The organism is Inquilinus limosus DSM 16000, assembly GCF_000423185.1.
Taxonomy (GTDB): Bacteria; Pseudomonadota; Alphaproteobacteria; order DSM-16000; family Inquilinaceae; genus Inquilinus; species Inquilinus limosus.
In genome coordinates this window covers 1-13,239 of sequence record NZ_AUHM01000045.1, presented here as the reverse complement: position 1 = coordinate 13,239, position 13,239 = coordinate 1, and the positions used below count along the sequence as shown (strand labels likewise).

At 70.5% G+C, this 13,239-nt stretch carries 14 protein-coding genes; 8 read left to right on the top strand and 6 right to left on the bottom strand.

Annotated features, from left to right (window positions below; translation table 11 throughout):
• Positions 1-35: 35 nt before the first annotated feature.
• From G537_RS0127990 to G537_RS0127960, 7 genes are all read left to right on the top strand, one after another.
• Positions 36-833 carry an ATP-binding cassette domain-containing protein gene (locus G537_RS0127990; protein WP_211230536.1) on the top strand — a complete coding sequence of 266 codons (798 nt, stop codon included), beginning with the start codon at positions 36-38 and terminating at the stop codon, positions 831-833.
• A 20-nt stretch (positions 834-853) separates the two neighbouring features.
• A complete protein-coding gene (locus tag G537_RS0127985; RefSeq protein WP_211230535.1) occupies positions 854-1,852 on the top strand; it encodes an ABC transporter permease in 999 nt (332 codons plus the stop codon).
• 8 nt (positions 1,853-1,860) lie between these two features.
• Positions 1,861-2,952, top strand: coding sequence for a phosphotriesterase family protein (locus tag G537_RS0127980; RefSeq protein ID WP_034853282.1), 1,092 nt, complete (start codon positions 1,861-1,863; stop codon positions 2,950-2,952).
• Between the two features lie 3 nt (positions 2,953-2,955).
• On the top strand, positions 2,956-3,720 hold the full coding sequence (locus tag G537_RS0127975) for a glutamine amidotransferase (protein ID WP_026872901.1): 765 nt from the start codon (positions 2,956-2,958) through the stop codon (positions 3,718-3,720).
• Between the two features lie 226 nt (positions 3,721-3,946).
• Complete coding sequence (locus G537_RS0127970) at positions 3,947-4,861, top strand: ribokinase (protein ID WP_026872900.1); 915 nt, start codon at positions 3,947-3,949, stop codon at positions 4,859-4,861.
• A complete protein-coding gene (locus G537_RS0127965) occupies positions 4,858-5,697 on the top strand; it encodes a BtpA/SgcQ family protein (protein WP_026872899.1) in 840 nt (279 codons plus the stop codon). Before G537_RS0127970 ends, G537_RS0127965 begins: the two co-directional genes overlap by 4 nt.
• Positions 5,698-5,705: 8 nt before the next feature.
• Complete coding sequence (locus G537_RS0127960; protein ID WP_026872898.1) at positions 5,706-6,935, top strand: M20 family metallo-hydrolase; 1,230 nt, start codon at positions 5,706-5,708, stop codon at positions 6,933-6,935.
• Between the two features lie 13 nt (positions 6,936-6,948).
• Here the strand turns inward: G537_RS0127960 and G537_RS0127955 are convergent, their stop codons facing one another.
• From G537_RS0127955 to G537_RS0127935, 5 genes are all read right to left on the bottom strand, one after another.
• Entirely contained in the window at positions 6,949-7,167 is a 219-nt protein-coding gene (locus G537_RS0127955; protein ID WP_026872897.1) for an acyl-CoA carboxylase biotin carboxyl carrier protein subunit, read from the bottom strand.
• Between the two features lie 165 nt (positions 7,168-7,332).
• Positions 7,333-8,307 (bottom strand): 5-oxoprolinase subunit C family protein, encoded by a 975-nt coding sequence (locus G537_RS0127950; protein ID WP_026872896.1) that lies wholly within the window; start codon positions 8,305-8,307, stop codon positions 7,333-7,335.
• An 11-nt stretch (positions 8,308-8,318) separates the two neighbouring features.
• Complete coding sequence (locus G537_RS0127945) at positions 8,319-9,188, bottom strand: 5-oxoprolinase subunit B family protein (RefSeq protein WP_026872895.1); 870 nt, start codon at positions 9,186-9,188, stop codon at positions 8,319-8,321.
• 172 nt (positions 9,189-9,360) lie between these two features.
• Positions 9,361-10,719, bottom strand: a complete 1,359-nt coding sequence (locus G537_RS0127940) for an acetyl-CoA carboxylase biotin carboxylase subunit (RefSeq protein WP_026872894.1) — start codon at positions 10,717-10,719, stop codon at positions 9,361-9,363.
• Between the two features lie 13 nt (positions 10,720-10,732).
• Positions 10,733-11,461 carry a LamB/YcsF family protein gene (locus tag G537_RS0127935; protein ID WP_026872893.1) on the bottom strand — a complete coding sequence of 243 codons (729 nt, stop codon included), beginning with the start codon at positions 11,459-11,461 and terminating at the stop codon, positions 10,733-10,735.
• A gap of 402 nt (positions 11,462-11,863) precedes the next feature.
• On the opposite strand from G537_RS0127935, the gene G537_RS0127930 reads away from it, so the two are divergent.
• Positions 11,864-12,775, top strand: a complete 912-nt coding sequence (locus tag G537_RS0127930) for a LysR family transcriptional regulator (protein WP_026872892.1) — start codon at positions 11,864-11,866, stop codon at positions 12,773-12,775.
• A 209-nt stretch (positions 12,776-12,984) separates the two neighbouring features.
• Here the strand turns inward: G537_RS0127930 and G537_RS0127925 are convergent.
• Positions 12,985-13,239, bottom strand: a 255-nt coding sequence (locus G537_RS0127925; RefSeq protein ID WP_026872891.1) for a transposase, incomplete at its 5' end; no start/stop codon positions are given.

Sequence of the window (13,239 nt, the reverse complement as noted above, 5' to 3'; positions counted from 1 at the left end):
AGCCGCCGACGCAGCGATCAAGCATGGAGGGACCGTTGGACGAACCCGTCCGCGTCCGCATGAGCGGCATCTGCAAGCGCTACGGCGCGATCCAGACGCTCGACAATGTCGACCTGACCCTGCGCCGCGGCGAGGTGCTGGGGCTGGTCGGCGACAACGGCGCCGGCAAGTCGACGCTGAGCAAGGTGCTGTCCGGCGCCGTGATCCCCGACGCCGGCACGATCGAGATCGACGGTGCCCCGGTGCGGTTCGAAAGCCCGGCCGATGCCCGCCGGCACCGCGTCGAGATGGTCTATCAGGACCTGTCGCTGTGCGACACGGTCGACGTCGCCGGCAACCTCTTCCTGGGGCGCGAGCCGCGGCGCGGCGTGATGGGCCTGTCCTTCCTCGACAAGGGCCGGATGCACGCCGAGGCGCGGCGGATGCTGGACGGGCTCGGCATCCGCATCCCCAACACCTGGCTCAAGGTCGAGAACCTGTCGGGCGGCCAGCGCCAGAGCATCGCCATCGGCCGCGCCGCCTCCTTCGACCCCAAGGTCCTGATCATGGACGAGCCGACGGCGGCGCTGGCCGTCGCCGAGGTCGAGGCGGTGCTGGAGCTGATCCGCACGGTCAGCGCCCGCGGCGTCAGCGTCATCCTGATCACCCACCGGCTGCAGGACCTGTTCCTGGTCTGCGACCGCATCCAGGTGATGTACGAAGGCCGCAACGTCGCCGAGCGGGCCATCGCCGACACCAACATCGAGGAGGTCGTCGACCTGATCGTTGGCCGGAAGTTCACCGCCCGCTCGGCCCGGATGGGCGGCGGCGCGGGCGCGGGGGCGCGGGCATGAGCACCGCGGGGAGCACTGCGATGACCGAGGACCACGCCGCCCCGGCAAAGGCCGACCGGCCGCCGGGGCTGCGCCACCAGGTGATGGCGAATGGCGGCGTCGCCAGCATCTTCATCTTCTTCCTGGCCGTCTGCATCCTGTTCGGCCTGGTCACGGACAGCTTCCTGACCGAGGCCAACATCCTGAACATCCTGCGCCAGAGCGCGCCGCTGCTGATCGTCGCCACGGCGATGACCTTCGTCATCACCACCGGCGGCATCGACCTGTCGGTCGGCTCCATGCTCGGCCTGGTCGGCGCCCTGTCGGCGGTGCTGCTGCAGGCCGGGGTGCCCTGGCCGGTGGCGCTCATCGGCCTCGTCCTGCTCGGGGCCGCGATCGGCGCGGTGCAGGGCTTCTTCATCGCCTATGAGGGCATCCCGGCCTTCATCGTCACCCTGGCCGGGCTCGGCATCATCCGCGGCGTGGCCCTCCTGATCACCCAGGGCTATTCGATCCCGATCGAGCCGACCAGCGCCTTCGTCACCATCGGCCGCGGCTGGGTGGCCGGGCTGCCGCTGCCGGCGATCATCGCGGTTCTGGTATTGGCGCTGGGCGTGCTGATCTTCACCCAGACCCGGTTCGGCCGCTACGTCACCGGCATCGGCGCCAATGCCGAGGCGGTGCGCCGCGCCGGCGTCAACATCCGGCGGGTGACGCTGCTGGTCTATGTCCTGTCCGGCGCCGCCGCGGCGCTGGCCGCCGTGGTCATCGCCGCGCGGCTGGGCAGCGGCTCGGCCAACTCCGGGGCGGGGTTCGAGCTCGACGTCATCGCCGCGGTGGTGCTGGGCGGCACCAGCCTGTTCGGCGGCCGCGGCACCATGGTCGGCACCGTGCTCGGCGCCCTGACCGTGGCGGTGATCGGCAACGGCCTGATCCTGGCGCATATGTCGCCCTTCCTGACCCCGATCATCACTGGCGTGATCATCCTGATCGCGATCTGGCTCAACTTCCGGATCTTCCGGACCACGTCCCGCCGCTGAGGCCCGCAATGACGACAGCAGACGATATCGGCGTGCGCTCCGGCCGGGTGATGACCGTGCTGGGGCCGATCCCGGTCGACGACATGGGCGTGACCCTGATGCACGAGCACATCCTGCTCGACACCTCCGGCTGGTGGCGGCGGCCGTGCTGCGCCAGCCACATCGCCCTGGCCGAGAAGCCGATCGACATCACCATGCTCGGCGAGCTGCGGATGAACCCGTTCCTGAACCGGGACAACTGCTTCCTGCTCGATGTCGACCTGGCGGTGGAGGAGCTGGGCAAGTTCGCCGAGCTGGGCGGCGCCACCGTGGTCGACCCGACCTGCTTCGGCATCGGCCGCGACCCGGAGGCGCTGCAGCGCATCAGCCGCCGCACGGGCCTGAATATCGTCATGGGCTCGGGCTATTACCTGCAGCATTCACACCCGGAAGAGGTGCGGACGATGGAGGTCGACGCCATCGCCGACAAGATCGTGCGCGACGTCGGCGGGGCGCCGCCGGCCGAGGACGATGACGGGCCGGTGATCCATGCCGGGCTGATCGGCGAGATCGGCATCAGCAAGGACTTCACGGCGCAGGAGGAGAAGTCGCTGCGCGGCGCCGCCCGCGCCGCCCGCCGCACCGGCGTGCCGCTGTCGATCCACCTGCCGGGGTGGGAGCGGCTGGCCCATCGCGTGCTGGACGTGATCGAGGAGGAGGGGGCGGATCTGCGGCACACCGTGCTGTGCCACATGAACCCCAGCCACGACGACCTGCCGTACCAGAAGGCGCTGGCCGACCGCGGCGCCTTCCTGGAATACGACATGATCGGCATGGACTACTACTATGCCGATCAGAAGGCGCAGTCGCCGAGCGACGAGGAGAACGCCCGGGCGATCCGCAGCCTGATCGATGCCGGCTACGCCGACCGGCTGCTGCTGTCGCAGGACGTGTTCCTGAAGATGATGCTGACCCGCTACGGCGGCTTCGGCTACGGCTACATCCTGAAGCATTTCGTGCCGCGGCTGCGCCGGCACGGCGTCGATCGCGCGACGATCGACCAGCTGCTCATCGACAATCCGCGGCGCGTCTTCTCCGCCGCCCACAACACCAAGGCCTGACAAATGGCGAAGCACAAGATCCTGCTGGCGGGCGAATCCTGGGTCTCGACCGCGACCCACATCAAGGGGTTCGACCAGTTCCCGACCGTGACCTACCACCAGGGCGCCGAGCCGCTGCTGGACGCGCTGAAGGACTCGCCCTTCGACGTCGACTACATGCCGGCGCATCTGGCGCAGCGCGACTTCCCGCAGTCGCTGGAAGGGCTGCAGGCCTATGACGCGGTGATCCTGTCCGACATCGGCGCCAACACGCTGCTGCTGCACCCCGACACCTGGGTGCACAGCCGGCGCACGCCGAACCGGCTGAAGCTGCTGCGCGACTATGTCCGCGGCGGCGGCGGCCTCCTGATGTTCGGCGGCTACTACAGCTTCCAGGGCATCAATGGCGGCGCCCGCTTCCACAAGACCGCGGTGGAGGAGGTGCTGCCGGTCGAGATCCTGCCGGTCGACGACCGGGTCGAGGTGCCGGAAGGCTTCGACCCGAAGCTCGTCGCCGACCACCCGATCCTCGCCGGGCTCCCCGGCCCCTGGCCGGCGCTGCTCGGCTTCAACGAGGTGAAACCGAAGCCGGGCGCGCAGGTGCTGGCCACGGTCGGCGCGGAGTACGGCGACCTGCCGCTGCTGGTGGTCGGGGAGTACGGCCAGGGCCGCAGTTTGGCCTGGACCTCCGACATCGGCCCGCACTGGCTGCCGCCGGAGTTCGCGGCCTGGGACGGCTATAGCCGCCTGTGGTCCCAGGCCCTGGCCTGGACGATCGGGAAGGGCTGAGAGTGCTTGTATTTGCGCCGGCCCAACCGAGTCCCCCCTCCCCCTGCGGGAGGGGGGTAGGGGGAGGGGGGTGTCGATCGAAGAAATTCGATGTGGCCGGTGGGCACCATCATCGTCAAAGCCGATCCGATCCGGGCCGGTTCAGGCTGAGGAAACCCCCTCCCCCTGCCCCCCTCCCGCGAGGGGAGGGGGGACAGTATTTTTCTAGCCCCATCCGGTAGCTCCGATGACCGTCCACGTCGTCGGCAATGCCTGTCTCGACACCCTGTACCGGCTCCAGCGCCTTCCGGAGCCGGGGGAGACGGTGGTCGCCGACGGCATGACGGAGGACCTGGGCGGCAAGGGGCTGAACCAGGCGGTCGCGGCGGCGCGCGCCGGCGCCCGGGTCCGCCTGTTCGCCGCCGTCGGCCCCGACCGGCCGGGCGAGGCGGTGGCGGAGCGGCTGGCGGCGGAGGGGATCGACACCGCCGGCCTGGTCCGGCTGGATTGTCCGACCGATCGGTCGATGATTCAGCTCGACGCCGCCGGCGAGAACACCATCGTCAGCGTCACCGGCTGCGCCGACCGCTTCGCGCCGCCGCTGGGCACCGATCTGGACACAAGGCTCGAGGCCGGCGACCTGCTGCTGATGCAGGGCAACCTGCGGATCGCGGCGGTGCGCGAGTGCTTCGCCCTGGCCCGCGGCCGCGGCGTCGGCACCGTGCTGAACCCGTCGCCGATCCGCGACTCCTATGCCGCCGTCCTGCCGCTGACCGACCTGCTGGTGGTCAACCGGGGAGAGGCCTGCCGGCTGGGCGGCGATGCCGACCCGCACCGGTCGGCGCAGACCCTGCTGCGCCGCGGCGCGTCGGCGATCGTCGTGACCCTCGGCGCGGCCGGCGCCTCGCTGGTGACGGCCGATGGCCGGCAGGATTTTCCCGCGCCTGCCGTCACGGCTGTCGACACCGCCGGCGCGGGCGACCTGCTCTGCGGCGTGCTGGCCGGGCTGCTCGACCGCGGCGTGGCGATCGAGGCGGCCTTGCCTTCGGCCGTGCGCGCCGCCGCCATCGGCGTGACCCGGCCGGGCGTATTGTCTTCCTTTCCGACGCAGGCGGAGATCCAGGCGATCCTGCCCCAGGCCCGAGGAGGGGCCGATCGATGAGCGAAACCAAGCCCGTGGCGGAGCCCCGCGGCCACGCCATCCGCGACATCTTCGGCCGGAGCAAGGCGGTGATCGGCGTCGTCCACCTGCTGCCGCTGCCCGGCGCGCCGCAGTACCGCGGCGGCGGGGTCGACGCGATCACCGACCGCGCCCTGGCGGATGCCGAGGCCTATCTGGCCGGCGGCTGCGACGGGCTGATCGTCGAGAATCACGGCGACATCCCCTTCGCCAAGCCGGACGACATCGGGCCGGAGACGGCGTCGCACATGGCGGTGATCGCCGACCGCATCCGCCGCCAGTTCGGCAAGCCGATCGGCATCAACGTGCTGGCCAACGCCGCCATCCCGGCCTTCGCCGTCGCCAGCGCGGCGCAGGCGGCCTTCGTGCGGGTGAACCAATGGGCCAACGCCTATGTCGCCAATGAGGGCTTCGTCGAGGGCGAGGCGGCGCGGGCCCTGCGCTACCGCGCCCGGCTGCGGGCCGACGGCATCCGCGTCTTCGCCGACGCCCATGTCAAGCACGGCGCCCACGCCATCACCGGCGACCGCCCGGTGGAGGAGCTGGTGCGCGACGTGGAGTTCTTCGACGCCGATGCGGTGATCGCCACCGGCCAGCGCACCGGCCACGCCGCCGATCTCGACTACATCCGCACCATCGCCGGCGCCACCACGCTGCCCTCGCTGGTCGGCAGCGGCGTGACGCCGGAGAACGTCAACGCCATCCTCGGCATCGTCGACGCGGTGATCGTCGCCAGCGCTTTGAAGCGGGACGGGGTGTGGTGGAACCCGGTCGATCCGGAGCGGGTGCGCCGCTTCGTCGCCGGCATCGACCGGTGAGGGCGGCGATGGCCCCCGAGATCGACCCCGCGCGGCTGCTGCGGCGGCTGGACGAGCTCGCCGCCTTCGGCGCCACCCCGGCGGGCGGCGTCGACCGCCAGGCGCTGTCGGAGCCGGAGATCGCGGCCCGGCGCTATGTCCTCGACATCGCCGCCGCCCGCGGCTTCCGCAGCTTCGTCGACCCGATCGGCAACCTGTTCCTGCGGCGCGAGGGCACCGACCCGTCGCTGCCGCCGGTCGTCGCCGGCAGCCACCTCGACAGCCAGCCGCGCGGCGGGCGCTATGACGGCGCGCTCGGCGTGATGGCGGCGCTGGAATGCCTGGAGGCGATCGACGATGCCGGCCTCGTCCACCGTCCGCCGGTCGAGGTGGTGGCCTGGACCAATGAGGAGGGCAGCCGCTTCGCCCCTGGTGCCATGGGCTCGATGGCCTATAGCGGCGCGAAGCCGTTGGCCGAGCTGCTGGCCAGCCGCGACGCCGAGGGCATCGCCGTCGCCGACGCCCTGCCGGCGGTGCTGGCCGCCACGCCGGAGGCGGCGCCGCGCCCGCTCGGCGCGCCGCTCGCCGCCTATCTCGAGCTGCATATCGAGCAGGGGCCGGTGCTGGAGGCGGAGGGGCTCCCGGTCGGCATCGTCACCGGCATCCAGGGCGCCCGCTGGTTCGAGGTGTCGGTGTCAGGCGAGGCCGGCCATGCCGGCACCACGCCGGAAGCCTTCCGCAAGGACGCCTTCGTCGCGGCGCAGCGGATCATCGCCGAGCTGCGCGCGGCCCTGGTCGACCCGGAGGACCGCACCCGCTTCACCATCGGCCGCTTCGCCCTGCACCCCGGCTCGGTCAACACCATCCCGGCCGAGGCAACGTTCTCGGTCGACCTGCGGCATCCGGAGGAGGACCGGCTGGACGCGCTGGAGGCCGCGGTCCGGCGCATCGTCGCCGACCGCGCCGCGCCCTGCCGGGCGACGGTCCGGCCGCTCCTGACCATTCCCGGCCGGCGCTTCCCGGACCGGATCACCGAACTCTGCGCCGAGGCCGTGCGCGACTGCGGCTTCCCGGAGCGGCGCCTGGTCTCCGGCGCCTTCCACGACGCCCAGTTCATCGCCGGGATCTGCCCGGCCGGCATGATCTTCGTGCCCTGCCGCGGCGGCATCAGCCACAACGAGGCGGAGCATGTCGAGCCCGAGCACGCCGTGGCCGGCACCCGGGTCCTGCTCGCCGCCCTGCTGCGGCTGGTGATGTAGGCGGCCGGGCCGGTCAGTCGATCACGACCACGGTCTGGTCGGCGTCCAGCCCTTCGGCGCCCTCCGCGACATGGACGGCGCTGACGGTGCCGGCCACCGGCGCCTCGTGCGGCACCTCCATCTTCATCACCTCCATGATGAACAGCGTATCGCCCGCCGCCACCGCGTCGCCGGGTTTGACCAGCACCTTCCACATGTTGCCCGCGGTCTGGGTCTTCACTTCGGTCGCCATGGCTTTCCCTGTCGTCAGATGGTGCTTCCTTGTTGTCATCACCGGGCTTGACCCGGTGATCCAGGGGCCGCGAAGAGCTGCTCGGGCCGTCCTGGATTGCCGGGTCAAGCCCGGCAATGACAGGAAAAGTGGGGCAGCCGGGGGTAGCCTCGGCTGCCTGCGCGGTTACACGCTCTCGATCGATGCCTCGCCGCACAGATCGCGCAGCCGGCGGGCCATGGCCTGGGCCTCGTCGACCGAGACCGCCTTGAAGTTGTAGATCTCGCCGGGCCGCGACTGGCCCAGCTTCCAGAAGGCCGCTTGCGGCACGGTGTAGGGGTTGATGAAGCCGCCCATCGACGGCCCGTCATTGACCAGGATGATCGGCGTCTGCCCGGCCAGGTTGATGGCGCCCAGCGGATAGCCCTGGTCGATGATGTTGGACGGCAGCGACCCGTGCTCCGGCGCCTTGTCCGTCGCCTTGTCGGTGAAGCTCCATTCCGGCCCGTCCAGGCGGAAGCCGGTGCGGTCGGACTTGGCCGACAGCTTCCAGTCGGCGGACAGGAAGCGGTCGTGCCCGGCGGCGTCGATCCAGTCGTCGTTCGGCCCGGCCACCACCTCGACGGTCCAGCGCTTCTCCTTGGCGAATTCCGGCCGTGCCTCCGCCTTCACCCGGCGGCCGGGCCGGCCCGCCGCCTCGGCCACCGGCACTACCTGACCTTCCTTCAACGCGCGGCCGCCCATGCCGCCGACGCCGGCCTTGTGGAAGGTGGCGCGGGCGCCCAGCCAGGGCTCGGTGACGATGCCCCCGGCCACGGCGATATAGGCGCGGGCGCCGGTGCGGGCGAAGGCCATGGCCAGGGTCTGCCCCTCCCGCACCGCCACCGACTGCCACATCGGCAGCGGCTCGCCGTCCAGCGTCGCCTGCATGTCGGCGCCGGTCACGGCGATCACGCCATCGCGCCGGAACCTCAGCGTCGGGCCCAGGAACTGGCATTCCAGGCCGGCCGCGCCCGGCGCGTTGCCGACCAGCACATTGGCCAGCCGGAAAGACCAGGAATCCATCGGTCCGGAGGGCGGGAAGCCCTGGTTCCAGAAGCCGATCCGGCCCGGCCAGTCCTGCACCGAGGTCTCGAGCCCCGGCTTGATCACTTCGAGCATGGGGGCCTCCCTCAGAACCGGCGGGCGGGGTCGAGCGACCCGACCCAGCGCTTGTACTGGCGGACGGAGAATTTCTGGTACTCGACCAGGTTGTAGACGTAGCTGCCGTCGGCGACGCGCCGCTCCGCCTCCTCGAACTCCTCGACCGTGCAGGGCACGAACTTCACCCGGTCGCCGGGGCGGAACAGGCAGATCGAGTCCGCGAACACGTCGAAGCGCTTCTCCGGGTCCCAGATCGGCACCGGGATGCGGGCGAAGATCTGATAGCCGCCGGGCAGGTGCTCGGGATAGATCGCGGTCGAGGCGCCGCCCATCCCGACCGTGCCCTTCGGCGTCCAGGTGCGCGGCGGGTTGTATTTCGGCGCGGTCAGCTTGCAGCGCGGGTCCAGCGCCATCATGAAGGGCAGGCCGGGCCAGAATCCCAGCGACGCCACCCAGTATTCGGTGCCGGAATGGACGCGGACGAACTGGTCGACGTCCGACAGGCCGTTCAGCTCGGCCACGAATTCCGGGTCGGTCTGCTTCGGCGCGATCTTGGCGATGTAGTCCTGCACGCATTCCCGCGTCCAGGGGTCGAGATAGACCGTCGGGAAGTAGAAGATCCGGCTCTCCAGCTCGATGTCGTCGGACGGGCCCAGGGCCGCGATCAGCCGCTCCAGCTCGCGCGACAGGTCGGCGTAGGAGATCTCGTCCGGCTCGTAATGGATCAGCATCGAGGCGAAGCAGGGCGCGGTCTCGATCACCCCCTTGGTCTTCTGCTCGGCGATGGCGGTGGCCAGGCCCTGGGCCATGAAGTTCAGCTCGAGATTCATCTCGTTGCCGAACTCGATCAGCATGTACCGGTCGCCGCCCGGCCGGAATGCCGGTGTCTCGTAGATCATCCCTGTCTCCCTGCCTGCCGCTTGACCGTTCTGGCACGGCCCTTCTGAGAAGGAGCCGTCATGGCGAGCCCCGAAGGGGCGTGGCCATCCAGTGGTCCCGGCCCCTGGATGGCCACGTCGGCTTCGCCTCCTCGCCATGACGATGCATTGAAGGACCTGCTCTGCATTGGCCTCAGCCGATCAGCTCGGCCTTGTGGGTGTCGACGAAGCTCGTGGTGGTGCGGCCGGCGCGGAAGGCGGGGTGGCCGACCGTGCGCGCCAGGAACGGCGCGTTCGCGACCAGCCCTTCCACCGTCACCCGGTCCAGCGCCACCAGCATCCGGTCGATGGCGGTGGCGCGGTCCGGGCCGTGGGCGATGATCTTGGCGATCATCGGATCGTAGAACGGCGTCACCGCATCGCCCTCGCGCACGCCGGTGTCGACGCGGATTCCCTCCAGCCCCTCCGGCAGCACCAAACGTGCCAGAGTGCCGGGCTGCGGCAGGAACATCTTCGCCGGGTTCTCGGCATAGAGCCGGCATTCGATGGCGTGGCCCCGCTGCCGGATGTCCTCCTGGCGCAGGGAGAGATCCTCGCCGGCGGCCAGGCGCAGCTGCAGCGCCACCAGGTCCAGCCCGGTCACCGCCTCGGTCACCGGATGCTCGACCTGGATGCGGGTGTTCATCTCCAGGAAGAAGAAATCCTCGCTGTCGGCATCGACCACGAACTCCATGGTGCCGGCGCCGCGGTAGCGCACCGCCTCGGCCAGGGCCACGGCGGCCGCGGTCATGCGGGCACGGGTGGCGGCGGAGATGCCGGGGGAGGGGCTCTCCTCCACGATCTTCTGGAACCGGCGCTGCACCGAGCATTCGCGCTCGAACAGGTGGACAGCGCTTCCGTCGCCGAAGCCGAAGACCTGGACCTCGACATGCCGGGCGTTGCGGACATAGCGCTCCAGGAACACGGCGCCGTCGCCGAAGCTGCGCGCCGCCATGCCCTGGGTCGATTCCGCCACCTTGCGCAGGTCCGCCGGTGCGTCGACGATGCGCATGCCGATGCCCCCGCCGCCGGCTGAGGCCTTGACCAGCAGGGGATAGCCGACCGCATCGGCCGCCGCCTCGATCCCTTCCAGATCGCCTTCGGGAAAGCGCCGGCTGCCCGGCAGCACCGGCACGCCCGCGCTTTCGGCCAAAGCGCGGGCACGGGCCTTGTCGCCCATCGCCTCGATCGACTCCGGCGTCGGCCCGACCCAGACCAGGCCGGCCTCGGCCACGGCGCGGGCGAAGCCTTCGTTCTCGGCCAGGAAGCCGTAGCCGGGATGGACCGCATCGGCCGCGGCCGTCCGGGCGGCTTCGAGGATGGCGTCGATCCGCAGATAGCTCTCGGCCGGCTTGGGCGGGCCGATCGGCACCGCCTCGTCGGCCAGGGCGACATGCAGCGCCTTGGCGTCGGCGTCGGAGTGCACCGCGACGGTGGCGAGGCCCAGCGCCTTGGCGCTGCGGATGATCCGGCAGGCGATCTCGCCGCGATTGGCGATCAGCAGCTTTCGCATCGTCCGGCCGCCCTCACGCCGCGCGCAGCCAGGGGCCGATGGCGTCGCGCACGGCGCGCGCCACCTCGACCGCGTTCGGCGTGTCGGAATGGATGCAGATCGATTCCGGCTTCACCGCCACGTCCTTGCCGCCCTGGGACGCGACCTTGCCCTCGGTCAGGGCGCGCAGCGACCGCTCCGCGGCGCGCTTCGGGTCGATGCTGCCGCGCGAGCGCACGATCACCAGATGGCCGTCGTCGCCGTAGTCGAGATCGGCGTAGAATTCGGAGATCATCCGGTGGCCGCGGCTCTGATACACCGTCTCGTGCAGGGTCCCGGCCATGCCCAGGATCGGCACCCGGAACACGTCGGCGGCGTCGCAGATGGCGTGCGCCATAGGCTCCTGCTGCGCCGCCATGCCGTAGAGGGCGCCGTGCGGCTTGATGTGGTTCAGGCGCATGCCCTCGGCCTCCAGGAAGCCCTTCAGCGCGCCGATCTGGTAGATGATGCAGTTGGCCAGCTCGTCGCGGCCGATCTTCATCTCGCGCCGGCCGAAGCCCTGCAGGTCGGGCAGCGACGGGTGGGCGCCGACCCGCACGCCGTGCTTGCCGGCCAGCTGCACCGTCCGGCGCATGTGGTTGAAGTCGGAGGCGTGGAAGCCGCAGGCGACGTTGGCGACGGAGATCAGCGGCATCAGCGCGTCGTCGTCGGCGATCCGGTACAGGCCGAAGCCCTCGCCCATGTCGCAGTTGATCTCGGTCATGCGGGATCGCTCCTCACTCGGTCAGAGGATGGGACGCAGGGCAGGGGAAGGGCAGGGCACGGCGGTGCCCGGGCGCGGAGCGCGCATGGTCGTCAGGGCCTCTCTGTCTGGATCCGGTCGTCTGGGCCGAACGGTGTCGCCGTTCGGGTCCGGGCCGGTTGTTGGCCCATCATTGCGCTGCGCAGCGGCCCTGTGAAATAGTATCTTCTTCAGAACGATATCTGGTTTTCCGATATCGCTCGACTTCAGGTTGTGGAGAGACCGTTTGAGAATGCGCTGGCGTGAGTCGGCTGGTGGTGGTTTCGAGAACCGGAGCGCAGCGGACGTTAAAGTCCGTGAGCACCGGAAGCGCAGAAACCGCCATCAGACGGCCGCGCCAGTAGCATTATCGGGCGGTCTCTCGTGAGCTTCTCCTTCCGCCAGATCCGTTACTTCATCGCCGCGGCTGAGCTCGGCCAGGTCAGCCAGGCGGCGGTGGAGCTGAACGTGTCGCAATCGGCGGTTACGGCGGCGATCCGGCAGCTCGAGGACCTGCTCGGCACCCGGCTGCTGTTCCGCCACGCCAGCGGCGTGTCGCTGACGCGCGAGGGGGCGCGCTTCCTGCCGCAGGCCCGCGCCATCGCCGCTGCGGTGGCGGAGGCGATGCGCGTGTCGGGGGAGGCGGCGCCGGTCGAGGGGCGGGTGCGGCTCGGCGTCACCTACACCGTGGCCGGCTATTTCCTGCCGCCCCATCTGGCGCGCTTCCGCCGCGCCCATCCCGAGGTGACGGTCGAGCTGCGCGAGGCGCACCGCACCGCGATCGAGGACGGGCTGGTGCGCGACGAGCTCGACCTCGCGGTGATGCTGACCTCGAACCTGGAGAACACCGACCAGATCGCGGCGGAGACGCTGTTCCGCTCCGCCCGCCACCTCTGGCTGCCGGTCGACCACCCGCTGCAGAAGGCCGAGCGCGTGTCGCTGGCCGAGGTGGCGCGCGAGCCCTATGTCATGCTGACGGTGGACGAGGCCGCCTTCACCGCCAAGCGCTACTGGGACCGCACGCCGCACCAGCCCAACATCGTGTTCCAGACCTCCTCGGTCGAGGCGGTCCGCTCCATGGTCGCGGCCGGGATGGGGGTGACGATCCTGTCCGACATGGTCTACCGGCCCTGGTCGCTGGAAGGACAGCGGATCGAGAAGCGGGCGCTGGCCGAGCCGGTGCCGACCATGGATGTCGGCCTGGCCTGGAAGCGCGACCTGGCGATGACCCCGGCCGTCCGCGCCTTCCGCGACCATCTCGGGCTGGCGTTCCATGCGGCGGGGGTGGGAATTTGAAGGCGGCCTTGGGCGGAAAGTGGACCTGAGAGAGGAGGTACGGCGGCGCTGCGCCTTCTGACTGCAAAGGGTGAACAGCGGCCATCGCGCCGGGCTCCCGGGAGCGGACATGACCGCATGCGACCGAGGCTGTGTGGAAACGCGTGTTTGGTGAGGGCAGGTGGGGGTGTCGGCGTGCTACCGGCAAAGCAGATTGGGCAGATCGGATATCAGGCCCGGATCGCCTGGAGCAGGCCGCCGACGCCGAGGATCGAGATCACGCGCTTGAAGTTGTAGGCGAGGACCTGGAGGCTCATCTCGGTGCTGACCCGCTGTAATCCTCGGGTCAGGAAATGGGTGGCGCCCATCCAGGCTTTGAGGGTGCCGAACGGGTGCTCGGCCGTCTGTCGGCGGACGCGCATGGCGTCCGGCGTCCGGTCCAGCCGCTGCTGCATGGCGTCGATGACGGCCTCGTGCTCCCAGCG

Excerpts from the sequence above, each read along its gene's own strand:
- G537_RS0127945 (WP_026872895.1), bottom strand. The coding sequence starts at position 9,188 with ATGATCTACGAGACACCGGCATTCCGGCCGGGCGGCGACCGGTACATG.
- G537_RS0127950 (WP_026872896.1), bottom strand. The coding sequence starts at position 8,307 with ATGCTCGAAGTGATCAAGCCGGGGCTCGAGACCTCGGTGCAGGACTGG.
- G537_RS0127965 (WP_026872899.1), top strand. The coding sequence starts at position 4,858 with ATGAGCGAAACCAAGCCCGTGGCGGAGCCCCGCGGCCACGCCATCCGC.
- G537_RS0127975 (WP_026872901.1), top strand. The coding sequence starts at position 2,956 with ATGGCGAAGCACAAGATCCTGCTGGCGGGCGAATCCTGGGTCTCGACC.
- G537_RS0127935 (WP_026872893.1), bottom strand. The coding sequence starts at position 11,461 with ATGACCGAGATCAACTGCGACATGGGCGAGGGCTTCGGCCTGTACCGG.
- G537_RS0127955 (WP_026872897.1), bottom strand. The coding sequence starts at position 7,167 with ATGGCGACCGAAGTGAAGACCCAGACCGCGGGCAACATGTGGAAGGTG.
- G537_RS0127985 (WP_211230535.1), top strand. The coding sequence starts at position 854 with ATGACCGAGGACCACGCCGCCCCGGCAAAGGCCGACCGGCCGCCGGGG.
- G537_RS0127980 (WP_034853282.1), top strand. The coding sequence starts at position 1,861 with ATGACGACAGCAGACGATATCGGCGTGCGCTCCGGCCGGGTGATGACC.
- G537_RS0127970 (WP_026872900.1), top strand. The coding sequence starts at position 3,947 with ATGACCGTCCACGTCGTCGGCAATGCCTGTCTCGACACCCTGTACCGG.
- G537_RS0127960 (WP_026872898.1), top strand. The coding sequence starts at position 5,706 with ATGGCCCCCGAGATCGACCCCGCGCGGCTGCTGCGGCGGCTGGACGAG.
- G537_RS0127940 (WP_026872894.1), bottom strand. The coding sequence starts at position 10,719 with ATGCGAAAGCTGCTGATCGCCAATCGCGGCGAGATCGCCTGCCGGATC.